Source organism: Streptomyces sp. NPDC037126 (assembly GCF_055605965.1).
The window spans coordinates 16456-37749 of the sequence record NZ_JBVJTD010000022.1; the positions used below are offsets into that span (position 1 = coordinate 16456).

The 21294-nt window shown below is 71.2% G+C and carries 21 protein-coding genes; 19 read left to right on the forward strand and 2 right to left on the reverse strand.

Going from position 1 to position 21294, the window contains the following annotated elements; all coding sequences use genetic code 11:
• Window positions 1–23: 23 nt before the first annotated feature.
• Window positions 24–773 (forward strand): proteasome subunit alpha, encoded by a 750-nt coding sequence (prcA, locus tag ACZ7FF_RS35170; RefSeq protein WP_470817581.1) that lies wholly within the window; start codon window positions 24–26, stop codon window positions 771–773.
• A 113-nt stretch (window positions 774–886) separates the two neighbouring features.
• Here prcA and ACZ7FF_RS35175 read toward each other — a convergent pair whose 3' ends face one another.
• Window positions 887–1900 carry a LacI family DNA-binding transcriptional regulator gene (locus ACZ7FF_RS35175; protein ID WP_470817582.1) on the reverse strand — a complete coding sequence of 338 codons (1014 nt, stop codon included), beginning with the start codon at window positions 1898–1900 and terminating at the stop codon, window positions 887–889.
• 241 nt (window positions 1901–2141) lie between these two features.
• Between ACZ7FF_RS35175 and ACZ7FF_RS35180 the strand changes: the two genes are divergently transcribed.
• The 16 genes from ACZ7FF_RS35180 to ACZ7FF_RS35255 all read left to right on the forward strand — a co-directional run bounded on the left by ACZ7FF_RS35180 (window position 2142) and on the right by ACZ7FF_RS35255 (window position 18592).
• Window positions 2142–3401: an MFS transporter gene (locus ACZ7FF_RS35180; protein ID WP_470817584.1), complete on the forward strand. Its 1260-nt coding sequence runs from the start codon at window positions 2142–2144 to the stop codon at window positions 3399–3401.
• Between the two features lie 9 nt (window positions 3402–3410).
• Window positions 3411–4772, forward strand: a complete 1362-nt coding sequence (gene pafA, locus ACZ7FF_RS35185) for a Pup--protein ligase (RefSeq protein WP_470817586.1) — start codon at window positions 3411–3413, stop codon at window positions 4770–4772.
• A gap of 143 nt (window positions 4773–4915) precedes the next feature.
• Entirely contained in the window at window positions 4916–5920 is a 1005-nt protein-coding gene (locus ACZ7FF_RS35190; protein ID WP_470817588.1) for an FKBP-type peptidyl-prolyl cis-trans isomerase, read from the forward strand.
• Between the two features lie 85 nt (window positions 5921–6005).
• A complete protein-coding gene (locus ACZ7FF_RS35195) occupies window positions 6006–6377 on the forward strand; it encodes an FKBP-type peptidyl-prolyl cis-trans isomerase (RefSeq protein ID WP_470817589.1) in 372 nt (123 codons plus the stop codon).
• Window positions 6378–6526: 149 nt separating this feature from the next.
• Window positions 6527–7528, forward strand: coding sequence for a helix-turn-helix transcriptional regulator (locus ACZ7FF_RS35200; protein ID WP_470817591.1), 1002 nt, complete (start codon window positions 6527–6529; stop codon window positions 7526–7528).
• A gap of 14 nt (window positions 7529–7542) precedes the next feature.
• A complete protein-coding gene (locus tag ACZ7FF_RS35205) occupies window positions 7543–8595 on the forward strand; it encodes a helix-turn-helix transcriptional regulator (RefSeq protein WP_470817593.1) in 1053 nt (350 codons plus the stop codon).
• Between the two features lie 29 nt (window positions 8596–8624).
• The gene (locus ACZ7FF_RS35210) at window positions 8625–8885 is read left to right on the forward strand and encodes a hypothetical protein (protein ID WP_470817764.1); all 261 of its coding nucleotides are present in this window, start codon (window positions 8625–8627) and stop codon (window positions 8883–8885) included.
• A gap of 42 nt (window positions 8886–8927) precedes the next feature.
• Window positions 8928–9122 (forward strand): hypothetical protein, encoded by a 195-nt coding sequence (locus tag ACZ7FF_RS35215; RefSeq protein WP_470817595.1) that lies wholly within the window; start codon window positions 8928–8930, stop codon window positions 9120–9122.
• 239 nt (window positions 9123–9361) lie between these two features.
• Complete coding sequence (gene tatA, locus ACZ7FF_RS35220; RefSeq protein WP_470817596.1) at window positions 9362–9649, forward strand: Sec-independent protein translocase subunit TatA; 288 nt, start codon at window positions 9362–9364, stop codon at window positions 9647–9649.
• Window positions 9650–9696: 47 nt separating this feature from the next.
• The gene (tatC, locus tag ACZ7FF_RS35225) at window positions 9697–10641 is read left to right on the forward strand and encodes a twin-arginine translocase subunit TatC (protein WP_470817597.1); all 945 of its coding nucleotides are present in this window, start codon (window positions 9697–9699) and stop codon (window positions 10639–10641) included.
• A 103-nt stretch (window positions 10642–10744) separates the two neighbouring features.
• Window positions 10745–13597 (forward strand): DEAD/DEAH box helicase, encoded by a 2853-nt coding sequence (locus ACZ7FF_RS35230; RefSeq protein ID WP_470817598.1) that lies wholly within the window; start codon window positions 10745–10747, stop codon window positions 13595–13597.
• A 378-nt stretch (window positions 13598–13975) separates the two neighbouring features.
• Window positions 13976–15634, forward strand: a complete 1659-nt coding sequence (locus ACZ7FF_RS35235; RefSeq protein ID WP_470817600.1) for an ATP-binding protein — start codon at window positions 13976–13978, stop codon at window positions 15632–15634.
• Window positions 15631–16035: a roadblock/LC7 domain-containing protein gene (locus ACZ7FF_RS35240; protein ID WP_470817602.1), complete on the forward strand. Its 405-nt coding sequence runs from the start codon at window positions 15631–15633 to the stop codon at window positions 16033–16035. Before ACZ7FF_RS35235 ends, ACZ7FF_RS35240 begins: the two co-directional genes overlap by 4 nt.
• The gene (locus ACZ7FF_RS35245; protein ID WP_470817603.1) at window positions 16032–16445 is read left to right on the forward strand and encodes a DUF742 domain-containing protein; all 414 of its coding nucleotides are present in this window, start codon (window positions 16032–16034) and stop codon (window positions 16443–16445) included. The genes ACZ7FF_RS35240 and ACZ7FF_RS35245 overlap by 4 nt, the downstream gene beginning before the upstream one ends.
• Entirely contained in the window at window positions 16426–17046 is a 621-nt protein-coding gene (locus ACZ7FF_RS35250) for a GTP-binding protein (RefSeq protein WP_470817604.1), read from the forward strand. The genes ACZ7FF_RS35245 and ACZ7FF_RS35250 overlap by 20 nt, the downstream gene beginning before the upstream one ends.
• A gap of 52 nt (window positions 17047–17098) precedes the next feature.
• A complete protein-coding gene (locus ACZ7FF_RS35255) occupies window positions 17099–18592 on the forward strand; it encodes a cytochrome P450 (RefSeq protein WP_470817606.1) in 1494 nt (497 codons plus the stop codon).
• Window positions 18593–18601: 9 nt separating this feature from the next.
• Here the strand turns inward: ACZ7FF_RS35255 and ACZ7FF_RS35260 are convergent, their stop codons facing one another.
• The gene (locus ACZ7FF_RS35260; protein ID WP_470817607.1) at window positions 18602–19552 is read right to left on the reverse strand and encodes a pseudouridine synthase; all 951 of its coding nucleotides are present in this window, start codon (window positions 19550–19552) and stop codon (window positions 18602–18604) included.
• A gap of 66 nt (window positions 19553–19618) precedes the next feature.
• Between ACZ7FF_RS35260 and ACZ7FF_RS35265 the strand changes: the two genes are divergently transcribed.
• Window positions 19619–20200: a GNAT family N-acetyltransferase gene (locus ACZ7FF_RS35265; protein WP_470817609.1), complete on the forward strand. Its 582-nt coding sequence runs from the start codon at window positions 19619–19621 to the stop codon at window positions 20198–20200.
• 66 nt (window positions 20201–20266) lie between these two features.
• Window positions 20267–21199 carry a 5'-nucleotidase gene (locus ACZ7FF_RS35270; RefSeq protein ID WP_470817611.1) on the forward strand — a complete coding sequence of 311 codons (933 nt, stop codon included), beginning with the start codon at window positions 20267–20269 and terminating at the stop codon, window positions 21197–21199.
• Window positions 21200–21294: the final 95 nt, after the last annotated feature.

The window sequence follows — 21294 nt, forward strand, 5'->3', positions numbered from 1 at the left end:
TGACAGAAAGGGACGGATAACCGGTGTCGACGCCGTTCTATGTCTCACCCCAGCAGGCCATGGCCGACCGGGCGGAGTACGCCCGGAAGGGCATCGCCCGTGGCCGCAGCCTGGTGGTCATGCAGTACGCCGACGGCATCGTGTTCGTCGGTGAGAACCCGTCCCGTGCGCTGCACAAGTTCAGCGAGATCTACGACCGGATCGGCTTCGCCGCCGCCGGCAAGTACAACGAGTACGAGAACCTCCGCATCGGCGGTGTCCGCTACGCCGATCTGCGTGGTTACACCTACGACCGGGACGACGTCACGGCCCGTGGTCTGGCCAACGTCTACGCGCAGACGCTGGGCACCATCTTCTCCTCGGCGGCCGAGAAGCCGTACGAGGTGGAGCTGGTGGTGGCCGAGGTCGGGGAGACCCCCGACGGCGACCAGATCTACCGGCTGCCGCACGACGGCTCCATCGTGGACGAGCACGGCTCGGTCGCGGTGGGTGGCAACGCCGAGCAGATCAGCGGTTTCCTGGATCAGCGCCACCGCGACGGCATGAGCCTGGCGGAGGCCCTGAAGCTGGCCGTGCAGGCCCTGTCCCGCGACACCAACGGCAGCGAGCGGGAGATTCCCGCGGAGCGCCTGGAGGTGGCGGTGCTGGACCGTACGCGGCCGCAGAAGCGCAAGTTCAAGCGCATCGTCGGCCGTCAGCTGGCCCGTCTGCTGGAGGGCGGCGGTGCGGACGCGTCGAAGGAGCCTGCCGACTCCGACTCCGACGAGGACTGACCTCCTGGTCATGGTGTGCCCCGGCCGACGACACGGCCGGGGCACACGCGTTTCCCGGGTCCGGTGCCCCGGACGGGCGGCGCACGGGGCGCCGGGCCGCGGGAGGGCCGCGGTCAGGTCCGTGGCGGGGCCGTGGAGGCCCGGACGACCAGTTCGACCGGGATGTCCCCGCCCTCCGGCTCGCGGCCGTCCAGGACGGCGAGGAGGGCGTGCATGCCGCGTTCGCCGAACAGTTCCGCGTCCAGTCGTACGGTCGTCAGTTCCGGGTCGATCGCGGTGGCGAGACCGAGGTCGTCGACCCCCGTCACGGACACGTCGTCGGGGACGCGCAGGCCGAGGCGGCGAAGCGCCTTGTAGGCGCCGACGGCGAGCTTGTCGTCGTCGCAGACGAGTGCGGTGGGCCGGGGGCCGGGCGTGGAGAGCGCGGCCTCGCTGGCCGTCAGCGCCCCTTCGATGGAGATGGGCGCGCGGGCCGTGCGCAGGTGGGTGCCGGGCACGGCGGCCAGGCGTGCCGCCAGTTCGCGGGCGCGGACCTCGAAGGTCCAGGAGGGTACATCGGCCGCCAGGTGGAGCATGCGGCGGTGGCCGAGGCCGAGCAGATGGTCGGCGATCTGCCGGACGCCGTCGGCGATGTCGAGGTTGACGGTGGCGGCGCCGAGGCTGCCGTGGGGGTCGCTGTCGAGCATGACCAGGGGGAGTTGGTCGCCGCGGATGGCGGTGAGGGCGTCGGCGGCCATGGAGGAGGCGAGCACGCCGTCGAGGGCGGACTGCGCGGAGGCGAAGGGGTCGCGTGCGGGGCCGATGCCTTCGGGGGAGGGGTAGAGGACGACTCCGAAGCCGTTCTCGGCCGCCACGCGTGCGGCGCCGGTGTAGACGCCGGCGAAGAACTCGGTGGTCAGGGCCGGTACCACGAGCAGGACGGTGCGGGTGCGGCCAAGGCGCAGGTTGCGGGCGGCGAGGTTGGGGCGGTAGCCGAGTTCGCGGGCGGCCTCGCGGACCCGTTCGGCGGTGGTCTCGGAGACGCGGCCGCGCCATTTGTCGCCGAGCACGAGCGAGACGGCGGCCTGGGAGACGCCGGCCGCCTGGGCGACGTCCCGGCTGGTCGGGCGCGTGCTGCTGCGTGCCACGGTGGGCCTGCTCCTTCGCTGTGGGCCGTTCGCCCCGGGGCGAACGGGCCGGTGGGTGGTCGCGGCGGCGGCCGGCCCCGAGGGGCCTGCGCGCGTTCGCTTCCCGGGCACCGGCGTGCCCCTGGGGCCGCTGCCGGTCGTCTGGACGTGTGAACAGCGCTCATGGTACGTATGAGAGGCGGGGTTATACGTAACACTTCGGGCCGCTGGGCGTCCCGGCGGAGCCACGGGAGGGCAGTACATGGCCACGGGATACCTGGAGATACTCCGGGCGCGGCATGCACTGCGGCTGCTCACCGGCACCCTGGTGGGCCGGCTGCCCAACGCGACCGCGGCGATCGCCCTGGTGCTGTTCGTCCGCGCCGGGGGCGGCACCTACAGCCTCGCGGGCGGTCTCGCGGCGGTGTACGGGGTCGCGAACGCCGCCGGCCAGCCGGTGCTCGGCCGGCTGGTGGACCTGTACGGCCAGCCGCGCGTCCAACTGCCCGCGGCCGTGGTGTCGGCGCTGTCCATGACCGTCTTCGCCTTCTGCGGCACGGGCCCGCTGCCGCTGGCCTACACGGCCGTCGCGGCCGCCGGCCTGTTCACTCCGCCCCTGGAGGGCGGCCTGCGTGCCCTGTGGCCGTCGGTGCTGCGCCGTGAGGAGCAGGTGCACACGGCGTACGCCATGGACGCGGTCGCGCAGGAGATCATGTTCACCGTCGGGCCGCTGCTGGTGACCCTGTGCGCCGCCCTGTGGGACGCGCGCGCGGCCCTGCTCGTGCTGAACGTCATCGGCGTGCTGGGGGCGCTCTCGGTGGTCGTCTCGCCGCCCTCGCGCGCGTGGCGCTCGGCCCCGCGCGAGGCCCACTGGCTGGGCGCCCTGCGCTCGCCGGGTCTGCTGGCCCTGCTGGGCGCCTTCCTGTTCATCGGCATGGCGCTGGGTTCCATCACGGTGGCCTCGGTGTCGTACGCCGACGGCCACGGTGGTGACGCGGTGTACGGCTGGCTGATGGCCGGGCTCGGCCTCGGCGCGCTGGTGGGCGGCTCCGTGTACGGGGCGCGCCGGTGGGCCGGCGTGCCCGAGCGGCGACTGCGTGTGCTGGTCGCCCTTCTGGCGGTGTGTTACCTGCCGCTGATGCTGGTGCCCGGTGCGGTGGCCATGGTGCTGCTGTCGGTTCTGTCGGGGGTGTTCCTGGCGCCCTGCATCGCCTGTGCGTTCATCCTCGTGGACCGGCACGCGCCGAGCGGCACCGTCACCGAGGCTTTCTCCTGGCTTGTGACGACGTTCACCGTGGGCGCGTCGGTCGGAACGGGCCTGGCGGGGCCGGTGGTCCAGGCCGGTGGCACCCTGTGGGGCTTCGCGGTGCCGGGCGCGGCGGGAGCCGTCTCTCTGCTGGTGCTGCTGGCCACCGGACGGGTCCTCGCAGCTCCCGTGCGGGACGGGGTCGTTGCGGCTTCATCGGAAAATGATCCAAATCGTGCTGCCGAACCCCGTTTCAGCTCAGGGGATCGGGCGTAATGTTCAGTCATGGACCGCCGCATTTTCGGGCTGGAGAACGAGTACGGCGTCACGTGCACGTTCAGGGGACAGCGCCGCCTGTCGCCTGACGAGGTGGCGCGGTACCTCTTCCGCCGTGTCGTGTCATGGGGCCGCAGCAGCAATGTCTTTCTGCGAAACGGCGCCCGGCTCTATCTCGACGTGGGCTCACATCCGGAATACGCGACACCCGAATGTGACAACGTGACCGAACTGGTCACCCACGACAAGGCCGGCGAGCGCATTCTCGAGGGACTCCTGGTGGACGCGGAACGACGCCTGCACGAGGAGGGAATCGCGGGCGACGTCTACCTCTTCAAGAACAACACCGACTCGGCGGGCAACTCCTACGGGTGCCACGAGAACTATCTGGTGGCGCGGCACGGGGAGTTCTCCCGGCTCGCGGACATTCTCATCCCGTTCCTGGTGACGAGGCAGCTGCTGTGCGGTGCGGGCAAGGTCCTGCAGACGCCGCGCGGTGCCGTCTACTGCGTCAGCCAGCGTGCCGAGCACATCTGGGAGGGCGTCTCCTCGGCGACGACCCGCTCCCGGCCGATCATCAACACGCGCGACGAGCCGCACGCGGACGCGGAGCGCTACCGCCGGCTGCACGTCATCGTCGGCGACTCGAACATGTCCGAGACGACGATGCTGCTGAAGGTCGGTGCCACCGACCTGGTGCTGCGCATGATCGAGGCGGGCACGGTGATGCGCGACCTCACCCTGGAGAACCCGATCCGGGCGATCCGCGAGGTCAGCCACGACATCACCGGGCGGCGCAAGGTGCGCCTGGCCAGCGGCCGCGAGGCCTCCGCCCTGGAGGTGCAGCGCGAGTACTTCGACAAGGCGGTGGACTTCTGCGACCGCCGCGGCATCCGCACCGGCACGGTCGCCCAGGTCCTGGACCTGTGGGGCCGTACGCTGGACGCGATCGAGACCGAGGAGCTCGACCGGATCGCCACCGAGATCGACTGGGTCATGAAGTACAAGCTCATCGAGCGGTACCGGGCCAAGCACAACATGACCATGTCGCATCCGAGGGTCGCGCAGATAGACCTCGCCTACCACGACATCCACCGTCGTCGTGGCCTGTACTACCTGCTGGAGAAGAAGGGTCAGGCGACCCGGATCTGCAACGACTTGAAGATCTTCGAGGGCAAGTCGGTTCCGCCGCAGACGACTCGGGCGCGGCTGCGCGGTGACTTCATCAGGCGGGCACAGGAACAGCGCAGGGACTTCACGGTCGACTGGGTGCATCTGAAGCTCAACGACCAGGCGCAGCGCACCGTGTTGTGCAAGGACCCGTTCCGTTCGGTGGACGACCGGGTCGAGAAGCTGATCGCCGGAATGTAGCCGGTGTCATACGGGTAGGGCGTTTCGGCGGTGCATTGCCGGAACGCCACACGGGCGCCGTACGTTTCACGTACGGCGCCCTTCTCACGCCGTAGAGTTGCGCGCACGCCAACCGCAAGATCGACCGATTACGAGGCTCTTCCGTGCGCCGACGTTCACTCCTTCTCGCCGCCGTACCCGCAGGACTGGTCACGCTCTCCGGCTGCGGCGGTGGCAAGTCCGACTCCTCGAAGGCCAAGGCCTCGCCTTCGCCCTCGGTGTCCAGCGCGCCGCCGCCGAAGATCGTGGACGGGCCGTTGCCGGCGATCACGGCGGGCACGAAGTTCGGCGAGAAGCCGACCGTGGCCAAGGGGCCGGGCGAGCCGTCGAAGGACCTCGCGGTGAAGACGGTGATCGCGGGCAGCGGCCGCACGATCGCGGAGAACGACTTCATCAAGGCGAACTACCTGGGCCAGATCTGGGCCAGCGGCAAGGTCTTCGACAACTCCTACGACCGCAAGAGCCCGCTGGTCATGCAGCTCGCCCAGGGCAGCATCATCGACGGCTGGCGGTATGCGCTGGCGGGGAAGAAGACGGGCAGCCGGGTGCTGATCGCGGTCCCGCCGACCTGGGGCTACGGCTCGGCGGGTCAGCCGCAGGCCGGCATCAAGGGCACCGACACGCTGGTCTTCGTCATCGACCTGGTGGACTCCTACAACTCCAAGAGCTCCTCGCACGGCACGGCGGTCCCGCAGAACGACGCCGCCCTGCCGAAGGTCGCCACCAACACGGACGGCAATGTCCCGAAGGTCACCGTCCCGAAGAGCGACCCGCCGAAGAAGCTGGTGTCGACGTACGTCCTGGAGGGCGACGGCCCCGAGGTCAAGGCGGACCAGGCGGTGCTGTGCCAGTTCCAGGGACTGGTCTGGGACAGCGGCAAGACGTTCCAGCAGACGTACGGTTCGGGGCGGCTCAGCCAGTTCTCGCTGGAGCAGATGCAGCAGGCGGTCAAGGGCCTGGCGCAGGGGCTGACCGGCAAGAAGGTGGGCAGCCGGGTGCTCATCGTCGTACCGCCGGAGCTGGGTTACGGCAACACCCCGCCGAGCGGGGGAGTCATCAAGAAGGGTTCCACCCTGGTCTTCACGGTGGACATCCTCGCCGCGATGTAGCGCGTGATCCCCGTAGCGGGCGGGAGAGCTGCGGAGATGAAAGACTGTCGGCGTTTCGTGTCGTACACAAGCAGGAGCTTTTGACGTGAACATCGAGAAGCCCGAGATCGACTTCCCGGGCGGCGAGCCCCCGAAGGACCTCCAGATCAAGGACATCTGGGAGGGCGACGGGCCGGTCGCGCAGGCGGGTCAGACCGTCACCGTCCACTATGTGGGCGTCGCCTTCAGCACCGGCGAGGAGTTCGACGCCAGCTGGAACCGGGGCACCCCGTTCCGCTTCCCGCTCGGCGGCGGCCGTGTCATCAAGGGCTGGGACCAGGGCGTCGAGGGCATGAAGGTCGGCGGCCGCCGCGAGCTGACGATCCCCGCCCACCTCGCCTACGGCAACCAGAGCCCGACCCCGGCTATCAAGCCCGGTGAGACGCTGATCTTCGTGGTGGACCTGCTCGGGGTCTGAGCCCACGCCCGATTCGGCGGCCGGGTCCGACCGGATCCGATCACCTGGGGCCCATGCCTGTTCGGGCATGGGCCCTCGGCTTTTGTCCCCGCACCGCGGGGCGGTACGGTCATCGCTCGTAAGCACCATAGGGAAGACGAAGGGCGTCGATGGCCATTGCCAAGGCCGAGCGGCTGATGAACCTCGCGCTGTGCCTGCTCGGGACACGCCGGCCGCTGAGCAAGCGCGAGCTGCGCGACTCCATTGAGGCATACGTCGAGGCGGCGAGGCCGGGCAGGGGTGAGGCCGCGAGACCGGGGAGAGGCGAGGCCGGGTCCGACGACTCGTTCAACCGGATGTTCGAGCGGGACAAGGACGACCTGCGCGAGCTGGGCCTGGTCATCGAGACCGTGGAGAACCTCGACGGCGAGGTCGGCTACCTCGCCCGCCGTGACAGCAACCGGCTGCCGCCCATCACCCTGGACGCCGAGGAGGCCGCCGCCCTGGGCCTGGCCGCCAAGGTGTGGCAGCAGGCCCGGCTGGCCGGTGCCGCCAGCGGCGCCCTGCAGAAGCTGCGCGCCGCGGGGCTGCCCGAGGACGTCGACCCGTACGAGGCGCACGGCGCGCTGGAGCCGCGCATCCCGGTGCACGAGGCCGCCTTCGAGCCGCTGATGCTGGCCTGCCGCGACCGACGCCCGGTCCTCTTCGACTACCGCAAGGCCTCGGCCGTGCACCCCGAGCCCCGGCACGTCGAGCCCTGGGCGCTGGAGTGCTGGCGCGGGCACTGGTACCTGGCCGGCTGGGACCGCGACCGGGCCGCCGAGCGCGTCTTCCGGCTCTCCCGGATCACCGGACGGGTCCGCTCCCGCGGTACGGGCTTCACCGTGCCCGTGCCGGACGTCGTCACCGTCCGTGAGACCGTCGCGAGCTGGGCCGGTGAGATCGCCGACCGTTCGGCGCTGATCCGGCTGCGCTCGGGCGCCGGTTACCCCCTTCGGGCGAAGGCCACCGGAGTCCGGGAACTCGGCGACGGCTGGGACGAGTTGGAGATTCCGTACGGGCACGGCCTGGACGCCTGGCTGGTGGAGTTCGGGCCGGACGTGGTGGTCGTGGAGCCGGCCGAGCTGCGCGCGGACGTGGTGGACCGGCTACGCGCCGTGGCCAAGGGCTGAGGGGGAGCAGGACTGTGGCAGGCAAACCGGCCAGGGCCGTGAACGCGATCGACCAGACCCGGCGGATGCTGTCCCTGGTGACCTATCTCCGCGAGCGCCCGGGCGCCCGGATCGCGGACGTGGCCCGCGCCTTCGGCATCACCGAGGACGAGCTGGTCGCCGACCTCGATCTGCTGCCCATGTGCGGCACCAGCTTCCGCGGCGGCGACCTGCTGGACATCGACACCGACGGCGAGCGCATCTGGTGGCACAACCCGGCCGCGCTCGGCGAGGAGGCCGCCGAGCCGCTGCGGCTCGCCGCCGACGAGGCCACCGCCCTGCTGGTGGCGGCCCGCGCGGTCGCCACCCTGCCCGGCCTGCGGGAGGGCGACCGCCAGGCCCTGCTGCGGGCGACCGCCAAGGTGGAGACCGCGGCCGGCGAGGCCGCGGGCGCCAGCTCCCGGCTGTCGGTGACCTTCGAGTCCGAGGGCGGTGTCTTCGCCGACGTCGACCGGGCCATCTCCGAGCGCCGCCGGCTGTGGATCCGCTACTACTCCCCGGCGCGCGACGAGGTCACCGAGCGCGAGATCGACCCCATCCGCCTGGTCAGCGTCGGCCACACCTATGTCGAGGCCTGGTGCCGCCGCTCCGAGGCCCGGCGCACCTTCCGGCTCGACCGGGTCGCCGAGATCAGGATCCTCGACGAGCCGTCCGCGCCGCCCGAGATCGAGCTGCGCGACCTCTCCGAGGGCCTGGTCCAGCCGGCCGCGGAGGATCCCGAGGTCGTGGTCGAGGTCGGGCCGGGCGGCCGCTGGGTCGCCGAGTACTACCCGCACGACAGCGCCGATGAGCTTCCCGACGGCGGCCTGCGTATCACTCTGCGCACCCCCGATCCGGCCTCCCTGCGCCGGCTGGCCCTGCGGCTCGGCCGCGACGGCCGGATCGTCTCCCCGCCCGAGCTGGCCGACAGCGCCCGCCGGGCGGCCCGCGAGGCGCTGGCGGCGTACGACGGCCCTTCCGGCGCGGAGTGCGGGGCGGCCGGCGAGCGGGATCCGGGGCAGGACGAGAGGCAGGAGCGAGCGCTTTGAACGAGTCTGCGGTGTCCGGTGCGGCTCAGATGACGGTGGCGGCCGCCTTCTCGGGGATGAGAAGAGTGGCCCCGGTGATGTTCAAGGCCGGCTGCCCGGACTGCCGCGGCCGTGTCGAGCTGGCCGCGAGCGCGCTGCGACTCGCCATAGGTGCCTCCAGCCGGACGACGTTCTACTCCTTCACCTGCCCCGACTGCGGTGCCGCGGTCCGCAAGCCGGCCGGGGAGCGCATCGTGGAGCTGCTCACCGGCGGCGGGGTCAGGACCCTGCGGCTGCACCCCACGGTGTAGGTGGCTGCGGCCGGGGCCGACGGACGGTCTAGGCTCGACGTCATGTTCTGGCCGATGTTCGCGGTAGCCATGGGTTTCCTGGGTCTCGCCGTCCTGGGGGTGCTCGCCGTCCGGGTGTTCCTGGAGGCGCGGCGCCTGGGGCAGCAGGTGGCGGACTCCGCGCACCGGATCAACAGGGCGGCCGAGGACCTGGAGCGGGCCGCCGTCAGCACGGCCCGCACCGTCGACACGCTGTGATTGTGCCTGGCCATGCGTTTTGGGTCACTTCGCCCTGTCACCTTTTCGGTCCGGCCAGGTACGCTGCTGGTCGCGGCCCGGAGTACGAGGCGCGGTCCGCAGACGGAGCGGGAGTACGCACGGGGATTGTTCTACGTTCACCCCCGGGCGTTACGATCGCTGCCAGCACGATGGTCAGACACTTGTCCGACCGGTCGGACATGCCCCGCCGCCCCGCCTCAGTGAGAAGGTGAAGAGTTATGTTCCGCAACGCACTTGAGCCGTGGCACCTGGTGCTCCTGGTTCTGGTGATCGTCCTCGTGTTCGGCTCCAAGAAGCTCCCGGACATGGCGCGCTCGCTCGGCAAGTCCGCGCGCATCCTGAAGAGCGAGGCCAAGGCGATGAAGGACGACGGCGGCAAGCAGTCGACCACCCCCGCCCAGCCCGCGGAGGAGCAGACCCCCGCTCAGCGCACGATCCAGGCCGCGCCCGGCGACGTGACCAGCTCCCGCCCGGTCAACGAGCCGACCGACACCACCCAGCGCTGACGCGAGGACCGGTGCATCCGGTCCATTGCACGAGATGAGGATGTGGGTTGCCCAAGTCTTCCCGCAAGAAGGAGAGCGATCCCGAGGGGCGGATGCCACTCGCGGATCACTTGCGTGAGCTGCGCAACCGGCTCGCGAAGGGTGTCCTGGCGATCGTCGTCGTCGCCGTGGTCGCGGCCTTCTTCTACAAGGACATCATCAACTTCATCACCCAGCCGGTGCTCGACTCGGTCGGCTGTGGGCAGTCCTTCGGAGAGCTGGCCAAGTCCAAGAACTCCCACTGCGCGCACATCACGGTCAGCGGCCTGCTGGCGCCGTTCACGCTGGCCCTGAAGACCGCGCTGACGGCCGGTGTGGTGCTGGCGTCGCCGGTCTGGCTGTACCAGCTGTGGGCGTTCGTCGCGCCGGGCCTGCACCGGCACGAGAAGAAGTACGCCTACGCGTTCGTCGGTTTCGGCTTCCCGCTCTTCCTGGTCGGCGGCTACCTCGCTTTCCACGTGCTGCCCGTGACGGCGAAGTTCCTGGTCGACCTCACACCGGGCGGCGCGGAGAACCTGCTCCCGCTGGACGACCTCCTCGACCTGGTCACGCGCATGGTCGTCGTGTTCGGCCTCGCCTTCGAGATGCCCCTGCTGCTGGTGATGCTCAACCTCACCGGCATCCTGTCCGGCAAGCGGATGCTCGGCTGGTGGCGCGGCATGATCGTCGGCATCGCCGCCTTCGCGGCCGTGGCCACACCGAGCCCGGACCCGGGGACGATGCTGGCGCTGGCGGCGCCGATCTGGGGACTGTTCTTCATCGCCGTGGCCGTCTCGCTGCTCAACGACCGGCGCCGGGCCCGCCGCGCGGCCGACGGCCCCGGGGACGACGAGGCCTCGGAGCTGGACCTCACGCCGGAGGAGATCGGCGAGGTGGAGTCCGTCAGCGCGAGCCGGACCCCCGAGCTGTCCGGCGGCACCGACCGGGTCAACGGCTACGACGACGTGACCTGATCCTGCGTGGCCGCAGAGCCGCGCCGCGACGCCCCTGGGCCCCGGGACCACTCCCGTGGGACCGGGGGCGTCCGTCTTCGTCGATCAGCACACGTTCCGGATAATGATCGTCCTGTTGTCAGTGGGGCCCGGTAGTCTCGAAAGCACGATGACAGAGGACCTCTCACCGGCCGAGCGGTACGCGGCAGCCCGCAGGCGGGCAGCCGAGCAGGCCACCGCGCTCGCGTCCTTCCGCGAGATGTACGACTTCGGCCTCGACCCCTTCCAGATCGAGGCCTGCCAGGCCCTTGAGGCGGGGAAGGGCGTTCTGGTCGCCGCGCCCACCGGCTCCGGCAAGACGATCGTGGGCGAGTTCGCCGTCCACCTCGCCCTGCTGCAGGGCAAGAAGTGCTTCTACACGACACCCATCAAGGCGCTGTCGAACCAGAAGTACGCCGACCTGTGCCGTCGCTACGGCAGCTCGAAGGTCGGCCTGCTCACCGGCGACAACAGCGTGAACTCCGACGCCCCGGTGGTCGTGATGACCACCGAGGTCCTGCGGAACATGCTGTACGCCGGCTCCCAGACCCTCCTCGGCCTCGGCTACGTGGTCATGGACGAGGTGCACTACCTCTCCGACCGCTTCCGGGGCGCCGTCTGGGAGGAGGTCATCATCCACCTCCCCGAGTCGGTGACCCTGGTCTCGCTCTCCGCGACCGTCTCCAACGCCGAGGAGTTCGGTGACTGGCTGGACACGGTCCGCGGCGACACCGAGGTGATCGTCTCCGAGCACCGGCCCGTGCCGCTGTTCCAGCACGTGCTCGCCGGCCGCCGGATGTACGACCTGTTCGAGGAGGGCGAGGGCCACAAGAAGGCCGTCAACCCCGACCTCGTCCGCCTGGCCCGGACGGAGGCCAGCCGGCCGTCGTACCAGGACCGCCGGCGCGGCCGCGCGATGCGCGAGGCCGACCGGGAGCGCGAGCGCCGACAGCGTTCGCGCGTGTGGACGCCGGGCCGGCCCGAGGTCATCGAGCGCCTGGACGCCGAGGGCCTGCTCCCCGCGATCACCTTCATCTTCAGCCGCGCCGCCTGCGAGGCCGCCGTCCAGCAGTGCCTGTACGCGGGCCTGAGGCTGAACGACGAGGAGGCGCGGGAGCGGGTCCGTGCCCTCGTCGAGGAGCGCACGTCCCACATCGCGACGGAGGACCTGCACGTCCTCGGGTACTACGAGTGGCTGGAGGGCCTGGAGCGGGGCATCGCCGCCCACCACGCGGGCATGCTGCCCACCTTCAAGGAGGTCGTGGAGGAACTGTTCGTGCGCGGCCTGGTCAAGGCCGTGTTCGCGACCGAGACCCTCGCCCTCGGCATCAACATGCCCGCCCGCTCGGTGGTGCTGGAGAAGCTCGTCAAGTGGAACGGCGAGCAGCACGCCGACATCACCCCGGGCGAGTACACCCAGCTGACGGGGCGCGCCGGCCGCCGGGGTATCGACGTCGAGGGACACGCGGTCGTGCTGTGGCAGCGCGGCATGAGCCCCGAGCACCTGGCCGGTCTCGCGGGCACCCGCACCTATCCGCTGCGCTCCAGCTTCAAGCCGTCGTACAACATGGCGGTCAACCTGGTCGAGCAGTTCGGCCGGCACCGCTCCCGCGAGCTGCTGGAGACCTCCTTCGCGCAGTTCCAGGCCGACAAGTCGGTCGTCGGCATCTCCCGGCAGGTGCAGCGCAACGAGGAGGGCCTGGAGGGCTACAAGGCCTCCATGACCTGCCACCTCGGCGACTTCGAGGAGTACGCGCAGCTGCGCCGCGAGCTGAAGGACCGGGAGACGGAGCTGGCCCGGCAGGGCGCCGCCCAGCGGCGGGCCGAGGCCTCCGTCGCCCTGGAGCGGCTGAAGCCGGGCGACGTCATCCACGTGCCGACGGGCAAGTACGCGGGCCTCGCGCTGGTCCTCGACCCCGGTCTGCCGGCCGGCCGCTCCAACGGCCACCGCGGTTTCGACCAGCACGACGGGCCGCGGCCGCTGGTGCTGACCGCCGAGCGCCAGGTGAAGCGGCTGGCGTCGATGGACTTCCCGGTGCCGGTCGAGGCGCTGGACCGGATGCGGATCCCGAAGTCGTTCAACCCCCGTTCGCCGCAGTCCCGCCGGGACCTCGCCTCCGCGCTGCGCACCAAGGCCGGGCACATCCCGCCGGAGCGGGCGCGCAAGAAGCGCTCGCAGGCGGCCGACGACCGGGAGATCGCCCGGCTGCGCACGGCGATCCGGGCGCACTCCTGCCACGGCTGCAACGACCGTGAGGACCACGCCCGTTGGGCCGAGCGCTACCACCGGCTGCTGCGCGACACCTCGCAGCTGGAGCGCCGTATTGAGGGCCGGACGAACACCATCGCGCGGACCTTCGACCGGATCGTCGCCCTGCTCACCGAGCTGGACTACCTGCGCGGCAACGAGGTCACCGAGCACGGCAAGCGGCTCGCGCGGCTGTACGGCGAACTCGACCTGCTGGCCAGCGAGTGCCTGCGCGAGCGCGTCTGGGAGGGCCTCGACCCCGCCGAACTGGCGGCCTGCGTCTCGGCGTTGGTGTACGAGGCCCGGGTCGGCGACGACGCGATGGCGCCGAAGCTGCCCTCCGGGAAGGCGAAGGCCGCGCTGGGTGAGATGGTGCGGATCTGGGGTCGGCTGGACGCCCTGGAGGAGGACTTCCGGATCAACCAGACCGAGGGCGTCGGGCAGCGCGAGCCGGACCTCGGGTTCGCCTGGGCCGCCTACATGTGGGCGTCGGGCAAGGGCCTGGACGAGGTGCTGCGCGAGGCGGAGATGCCCGCGGGTGACTTCGTACGCTGGTGCAAGCAGGTCATCGACGTGCTCGGGCAGATCTCGGCCGCGGCGCCCGCGGCGGACTCGACCGTGGCCAAGGCCGCCCGCAAGGCGGTCGACCAGCTGTTGCGGGGTGTGGTGGCCTACTCGTCCGTGGGCTGACCCGCGTCCCCCTGCGTGAAAGCGTGAAAGGCAGCGCCTCCCGTGAGGCGCTGCCTTTCTTGTGCCCTGACGTCCCGGGCCCGATTTCCCTCATCACGGTGAGTGGTTTTCGCATGCCCGTGCACCGTCACCGACAGTGTTCGAACGGAAGCACGGCGTGTAAATGGGGTCGAGCGTACTCCTGTCGCGGGGGCGATTTCAGGTGCTCGCCGAATATGACACAGCGATGATCCGGTCGGACTAAGCTCGCCCGCGGCGCACCGAGTTGGGGTGAATTCGTGCGCCTGTTCCCAAACGTGCCTTGCATCCCGACTGTTCCATGAACCTTCCCCACCAAAGCTCCCCCGACACCCAGCCGATCCGTCCCAGAAGGCATCCATGGTGAGTGTTCAGAAGCCTCCCGGTCGCCGTGAACGTCCCTATGCGCGTGTGCTGTTGCCGCCGGCCATATTGATGGCCGCCGCCACCGGGGCCGCCGTCGCCCTGGTACCGGCCCCGGCCCGGGTCGCCGTCGGCGCGTGCGGGGCCCTGGCCGTGCTGCTGGTGCTCGCCACCGCGGCCGAGGCCGCCCGCCGCGGCCGCCTCCTGCGCGAGGCGAAGGCCGAACACGGCCGTCACAGCGCGTATCTGGAGCACCGGCTCGCCGCCCAGGACGAGCTGATCGACCGCTTCGCCACCGACGTCCTGCCCAGAGCCCTGCGCCGGCTGCGCGCCGGTGAGGTGCTGCGCGACGTGGTGCGCAACGTCTACGACGCCGACCCCGAACTGCGCGCCCTGCCCGACCCCTACCGCGAACTGCTGCGCGTCGCGCTGCGCGGCGCCGACCACGAGATCTCCATGCGGGACGCCACGGAGCGCTCCTTCGTGAGCATCGCCCGCCGCGTCCAGGCCATCGTTCACCAGCAGGCCAAGGAAATGCGGGAGATGGAGGAGGACCACGGCCGCAACCCGGAGGTCTTCGACGACCTGCTGCGCCTGGACCACGGCACCTCGCTGATCGGCCGGCTCGCCGACACCATCTCCGTCCTCGGCGGCGGCCGCCCCGGCCGCCAGTGGCCCCTGCCGGTCTCCCTCTACAGCACGCTGCGCGGCGCGATGTCCCGGATCCTGGAGTACCGGCGCATCCACCTGGCGTCCATCGTCAACATCAACATCAAGGGCACCGCCGTCGAGCCGGTCATCCACGCCGCCGCCGAACTCCTCGACAACGCCACCCGCTACTCACCGCCCTCGACCAAGGTGCACGTGACCGCCGCCGAGGTGCAGGCCGGCATCGCCATCGAGATCGAGGACGCCGGCGTCAGCCTCAGCGAGGAGTCCCGCGCCCGCATCGAGCAGATGATCGAGGACGCCAAGAACGGCGACGACGCGCAGAACCTGGGCGAGAACCCGCGCCTCGGCCTCGCCGTCGTCGGCCGGCTCTGCAAGCAGTTCGACATGGACGTCTCGCTGCGCACCTCCGCCTACGGCGGCGTCCGCGCGATCCTCATCGTGCCGCGCGTGATGACCACCACCGAGCCCGGTGTCGGCGCCGCCCACGGCATCGGCGCGACCGGTATCCCCCTGCCCGAACTCGGCGCCGTCGAGGGCCCCAAGCGGCCACCCAAGAAGCGCCGCCCCACCAGTCCGAAGATCCCCGCGGGGATCTCCATGGAGGACGACGTCCCCGAGGTCACCGAGTGGACGGCGGGCGGCCTGCCCCAGCGCCGCAGCCGGGTGAAGACGCCGCTCAGCCAGCGGATCGCCGAACAGGCGGCCATCGAACGGGCCGAGCGGGAGGGCCGGCCGACCATCTGGTCGCAGACCAGGTCGGAGCCCGAACCCGAGCCCGAGATCGACCCCGAGCGCAAGAAGCTGATCGAGCGGCCGCCGGGCATGTGGATCGACTCCTTCTTCGACGGCCTGAGGAAGGGCATGCCCGAGGGTGCCAGCGCATCCGAACTCACCGACTTCACGCTCAACCCGACCAAGTACCTGCACCTGATCGATGATTCGGCCGCCCCCACCGAGGCCGACGACGAGGGGAACCTCAAGTGATCCAGCAGCGAGGCAACTTCGACTGGATGCTCAAGCAGCTGAACGACGGGGTACCGGGGATCGAGATGATCGTGGTGCTCTCCGCCGACGGACTGCGCATCGCCCGCTACGGTGGCGACCCCGACGCCGCCGACCGTGTCGCCGCCGCCTGCGCCGGAGTGCAGAGCCTGGCCGGAGCCATCATCCAGGAGATCCCCGGCGCGGGCGAGATGAAGGTCGTCGTCATCGAGATCGAGGGCGGCTACTTCTACCTGATGAACGCCGGCGCCAACGCCTACCTCGCCGTGCTCGCCGACGTGACCTGCGAGCCCGGCCGGATGAGCGGCATGATGCGCGACCTCGTCGTCCGCATCGGCGCCCACCTCACCAGTCCGCCCCGGCGCAACGGGCAGACCGTATGACCCCTCCACGACGCAAACGGCGCCCGCCGACCCCGCCTCCCCCGCAGCCGTCACCGCCCAGGGCGGCGCACGGACAGCCCCTGCCCAGGAACCCCGAGCGGCTCTACGCCGTCACCGGATCCGCCGACGGCAGCCGTGCCGAACTCGATCTCGTGACCCTGATCGTGGCCCGCTGCGCCCCACCGCCCGGCGCCTCCCCGGAACACGCGGCGGTGCTCCGGCTGTGCACCGCCCCGCTGGCCGTGGCCGAACTCTCGGCCTACCTCAACCTGCCGTTCAGCGCGATGACCGTAGTGATCACGGAGATGATCACGGCCGAACTGGTGCAGGCGCGCGCCCCGATCGTCCGCCAGGCGGTCCCCGACCGCTCACTCCTCGAAGCGGTGATGCATGGACTTCAAAAGCTCTGAGACGGTCCCCGGCCCGCGCACCGAGGACCATCTGCCCCACACGGCCCAGGCCGCCGTGAAGCTCGTGATCGTGGGCGGCTTCGGCGTCGGGAAGACCACCATGGTCGGTTCCGTCAGCGACATCAGGCCGCTGACCACCGAGGAGACCATGACCCAGGCAGGCATCGGGGTCGACGACAACTACGGCTCCGACTCCAAGACCGCCACCACCGTGGCGATGGACTTCGGCCGTATCAGCATCACCGACAAGCTGGTGCTCTACCTCTTCGGCACCCCCGGCCAGGAGCGCTTCTGGTTCCTGTGGAACGGCCTGTTCGAAGGCGCGCTGGGCGCGGTCGTCCTGGTCGACACCCGGCGCCTGGAAGTCAGCTTCGACGTCATGGGCCGGCTGGAGGAACGCGGCGTGCCCTTCGTCGTCGCCGTCAACTCCTTCCCGGACGCGCCCCGTTACCCGGTCGAGGAACTGCGCAACGCGCTGGACCTGGCCCCCGACATCCCGATCGTCGACTGCGACGTGCGCCGCCGCGCCTCCAGCAAGGACGTGCTGATGACCCTGATGCGCTTCCTGCACTCGCTCGCCCTCTCCGGCGCCCTCACCTGACCCGCGGCCGAGCTGCCCCCAACCCCCCTTTTTCCGTCCCGGAGCGATCACTGTGACGCCTGAACCCCAAACCCCGACCGGTACGCACGACACCCTGTCCGGTCCGCCGCCGGGCTGCCCGGCGCACGGACTCGGCCCCGGGGGACTGCACCGGCTCTACGGCCCCGACGCGGAGGACCTCGACGGCCTCTACGAGCGGCTGCGAGAACAGCACGGCCCGGTGGCGCCCGTGCTGCTCCACGACGACGTACCGATGTGGGTGGTCCTCGGGCACGCCGAGAACCTCCAGATGGTGCGCAGCCCCTCCCAGTACACGCGCGACAGCCGGATCTGGGGTCCGTTGCAGGAGGGCATGGTCAAGCCCGACCACCCGCTGATGCCCCACATCGCCTGGCAGCCCATCTGCTCCCACGCCGAGGGCGACGAACACCAGCGGCTGCGGGCCGCGGTCACCGCGGCCATGGGCACCATCGACCACCGCAGCGTCCGCCGCCACATCGGCCGCCACACCCAGGCCCTCGTGAACAGCTTCTGCGAGCGGGGCCGCGCCGAGCTGGTCTCCCAGTTCGCCGAGCACCTGCCGATGGCGGTGATGTGCGAGATCCTCGGCATGCCCGAGGAGTACAACGACCGCATGGTGCAGGCCGCCCGGGACGCCCTCAAGGGCACCGAGACCGCCATCCAGAGCCACGCCTACGTCATGGACGCGCTCAGCCGGCTCACCACCCGGCGCCGCACCCGGCCCGAGGACGACTTCACCAGTCACCTCGTCACCCACCCGGCCGGACTCACCGACGACGAGGTCCGCGAACACCTGCGCCTCGTCCTCTTCGCGGCCTACGAGGCCACCGCCAACCTCCTCGCCAACGCGCTGCGCATGGTCCTCACCGAGCCCGGCTTCCGCGCCCAGCTCAACGGCGGGCAGATGACCGTGCCGGAGGCCATCGAGCAGTCCCTGTGGGACGAGCCGCCGTTCAGCACCGTCCTCGGCTACTACGCCAAGCAGGACACCGAGCTGGGCGGGCAGCGCATCCGCAAGGGCGACGGGCTGCTGTTCGCGCCCGCACCGGGCAACCTCGACCCGCGGGTGCGGCCCGACCTGTCCGCGAGCATGCAGGGCAACCGCTCGCACCTCGCCTTCGGCGGCGGCCCGCACGAGTGCCCCGGCCAGGACATCGGCCGCGCCATCGCCGACGTCGGTGTGGACGCCCTGCTGACCCGGCTGCCCGACATCCAGCTCGACTGCGCGGAGGAGGAGCTGTCCTGGCGGTCGTCCATCGCCTCCCGGCACCTGGTGGCCCTGCCCGTGCGCTTCGAGCCCAAGCCGCAGCAGGACGTGGACATCGCGCCGCGTGCCGTGCCGGCACCGGCCCGGCACGGCGACCCGGGGCCCGGCACCCTGCCCGACGAGAGGGTCGCGCCGGCCGTCCCGCGGCCTCCGGCCGCCCTCCCCGACGCCGCGCCCGTGGCCCCGGCGCCCACGCCGGCCCCCGGCCGCCCGCAGGGCCTCTGGCAGCGCCTGCTGCGCTGGTGGCGCGGCGAGTGAGCGCGGCGGTCAGCCCTCCTCGGCCCACGCCTCGAAGGCGGACCAGGCCAGGAGGGTGCGCCCGCTGACGAACGTGTGCTCCGCACCGGTGACCGGATCGGTGAACTCCAGCCTCCGAGCGAGCAGTTGCAGGGGGCGGCGGAAGTCGCCGGCCGGCACCGGGGCGGTCACCTCCGGATAGAGCGGATCGCCGAGGATGGGCACGCCGAGGGCGTTCAGGTGGACCCGCAGCTGATGGGTCTGCCCGGTCTCCGGCACCAGCCGGTACCGCCCGAGCCGGCCCCGCCGCTCCGCCGGCTCCACGCGGGTCACCGCGTTGGGCTCGCCCTCGATCTCCCGGGCGGCCTGCACCCCGGGCTCCTTCACGATCCGGCTGCGCACGGTCCGGGGCAGCCCGAGCGAGGGGTCGTACGGCGCGACCGCCTCGTACTCCTTGCGCACCCGCCGGTCCCGGAAGAGCGTCTGGTACGCGCCGCGTTCCTCGGGCACCACGGTGAACAGCACCAGCCCGGCCGTCAGCCGGTCCAGCCGGTGCGCGGCGGTGAGCGCCGGTATGCCCAGCTCGTCCCGCAGCCTGGCCAGTGCGGTCTGGGCGACATGCGTGCCGCGCGGGGTCGTGGCGAGGAAGTGCGGCTTGTCGGCGACGACGATGTGCGCGTCCTGGTACACCACCGTCACGGGGAACGGGACCGGCACCTCCGCGGGCAGCTCGCGGTGGAACCACACGAACATCCCCGGCCGGTACGGCGCGTCCGGTGCCACCGGCCGCCCGTCGGCGCCGACGACGAGGCCCGCGTCGAACATCCCCTCGACCGTCCCGGGCCCGGCCCCGGTGAGCCGCTCCACCAGGTGCTCCCGCACGGTGGCCCACGCGCCGCCCGCGGGCAGCCGCACCCGCACGGGGTCCACGCCGTGGCGCTGGGGGAGCGGGGCGGGCGGGGGCGGTGTGCGGCGTCTCATCGGCATCAAGGGTACGAGGCGCCCCAGGTGCGGGCCGCCGGCCGCTGTGGAGGCAGGATGTGGATCATGCCGTATCTCACCAGCCCGGTCCTGACCGCCGGCACCCTCGCCCGCACCGCCCAGCCCGTGATCCCCACCGGTGACGGGCTGCGTCTGCGCCCCTGGCGGGCCGAGGACGCGCCCGCCGTCCACGAGGCCTTCCAGGACCCCCTGATGCACCAGTGGCACATCAGGTCCTGCGACTCGGCGGAGGAGGCCGCCACCTGGATCACCGAGTGGCGGCAGGCCTGGCAGGGGGAGCGGGGCGCCCAGTGGGCGGTCGTCGGTGCGGACACCGACCGGCTGTACGGCAGGGTGGCGCTGCGCCAGATCCTGCTGGGCGACGGCGTGGCCGAGGTCGCGTACTGGACCGTCCGGCAGGCCCGCGGCCTGGGCGTCGCGGCCCGGGCCACCACCGCCCTGACCCGTTGGGCGTTCGAGGAGATCGGCTTCCACCGGCTGGAACTGACGCACGCCACCACCAACCCGGCGTCCTGCCGGGTCGCCACGAAGGCCGGCTACGTCCTGGAGGGCACCAGGCGCAGTTCCCTCCTCCACCGGGACGGCTGGCACGACATGCATCTCCACGCGCGCGTGAGCGGCGACTGAGCCGTGTGTCACCACGGGAACGGCACGGGCGGCATGAAGGTCCGGCCCGCGTGAAAGGCTTCGTGCATGCCGCCCTATGAACTGGCGAACCGACTGGTCGTCGGCGTCGCCTCCAGCGCGCTGTTCGACCTGAGGGAGTCGGACACGGTCTTCAGGGAGCAGGGGGAGGAGGCCTACCGGGCGTACCAGGGGGAGAACGTGGACAACACGCTCCGGCCGGGCGTCGCCTTCGCGTTCATCCGGCGGCTGCTGTCGCTGAACGACCTCGGCGAGCCCGGTGACCCCCTGGTCGAGGTCATCATCCTCTCGCGCAACGACCCGGACACCGGGCTGCGGGTGATGCGGTCCATCCAGACCCACGAACTGCCCATCAGCCGGGCGGTGTTCATGCAGGGACGGTCCCCGTACCGGTTCATGACCGCGCTGAACATGTCCCTGTTCCTGTCGGCGGACGGCGACGACGTGCGCGAGGCCGTGGCGGCCGGGCTGCCCGCGGGGCACGTCCTCGGCTCGGCCTACGCGGACGACCCCGCCGACCGTGAACTGCGGATCGCCTTCGACTTCGACGGGGTGCTCGCCGGCGACGCGTCCGAGCAGGTCTACCAGTCCGCCGGCCTGGAGGAGTTCCGCGCCCACGAGGCCCGCAACGCGGAGATCCCGCACGACCCGGGGCCGCTGCGGGACTTCCTGGCGAGCGTGAACCGGATACAGCGCCGGGAGGAGGAGCGGCGCGGCGGCGATCCGGGCTACGAGATCCGGGTCCACGTCTCCATCGTGACCGCGCGCAACGCACCGGCGCACGAGCGCGCCGTGACGAGCCTGAAGAAGTGGGGCCTGACGGTCAACAGCGCGTTCTTCCTCGGCGGCATAGAGAAGGGCGCCGTGATGAGGGTGCTCGACCCGCACATCTTCTTCGACGACCAGGTGACGCACCTGGAGAGCACGTCCCGGACCACGCCCAGCGTGCACATCCCCTTCGGCAGGATCAACGAGCGCTGAAGCGGGTTTCGGGGAGCGTTTCTTCTTTGGCTTCATTTTTGGTGTCTCCTCCCGTCTTCGGGTCCTTCCCCCCTCCTCTTTTTTTCATAATCGCC

Bases quoted from the DNA above. Each gene is read 5' to 3' on its own strand.
- ACZ7FF_RS35180 (WP_470817584.1), top strand. From the start codon at position 2,142: ATGGCCACGGGATACCTGGAGATACTCCGGGCGCGGCATGCACTGCGG.
- pafA (WP_470817586.1), top strand. From the start codon at position 3,411: ATGGACCGCCGCATTTTCGGGCTGGAGAACGAGTACGGCGTCACGTGC.
- ACZ7FF_RS35200 (WP_470817591.1), top strand. From the start codon at position 6,527: ATGGCCATTGCCAAGGCCGAGCGGCTGATGAACCTCGCGCTGTGCCTG.
- ACZ7FF_RS35210 (WP_470817764.1), top strand. From the start codon at position 8,625: ATGACGGTGGCGGCCGCCTTCTCGGGGATGAGAAGAGTGGCCCCGGTG.
- ACZ7FF_RS35215 (WP_470817595.1), top strand. From the start codon at position 8,928: ATGTTCTGGCCGATGTTCGCGGTAGCCATGGGTTTCCTGGGTCTCGCC.
- tatA (WP_470817596.1), top strand. From the start codon at position 9,362: ATGTTCCGCAACGCACTTGAGCCGTGGCACCTGGTGCTCCTGGTTCTG.
- ACZ7FF_RS35230 (WP_470817598.1), top strand. From the start codon at position 10,745: ATGATCGTCCTGTTGTCAGTGGGGCCCGGTAGTCTCGAAAGCACGATG.
- ACZ7FF_RS35235 (WP_470817600.1), top strand. From the start codon at position 13,976: ATGGTGAGTGTTCAGAAGCCTCCCGGTCGCCGTGAACGTCCCTATGCG.
- ACZ7FF_RS35245 (WP_470817603.1), top strand. From the start codon at position 16,032: ATGACCCCTCCACGACGCAAACGGCGCCCGCCGACCCCGCCTCCCCCG.
- ACZ7FF_RS35250 (WP_470817604.1), top strand. From the start codon at position 16,426: ATGGACTTCAAAAGCTCTGAGACGGTCCCCGGCCCGCGCACCGAGGAC.
- ACZ7FF_RS35260 (WP_470817607.1), bottom strand. From the start codon at position 19,552: ATGAGACGCCGCACACCGCCCCCGCCCGCCCCGCTCCCCCAGCGCCAC.
- ACZ7FF_RS35265 (WP_470817609.1), top strand. From the start codon at position 19,619: ATGCCGTATCTCACCAGCCCGGTCCTGACCGCCGGCACCCTCGCCCGC.
- ACZ7FF_RS35270 (WP_470817611.1), top strand. From the start codon at position 20,267: ATGCCGCCCTATGAACTGGCGAACCGACTGGTCGTCGGCGTCGCCTCC.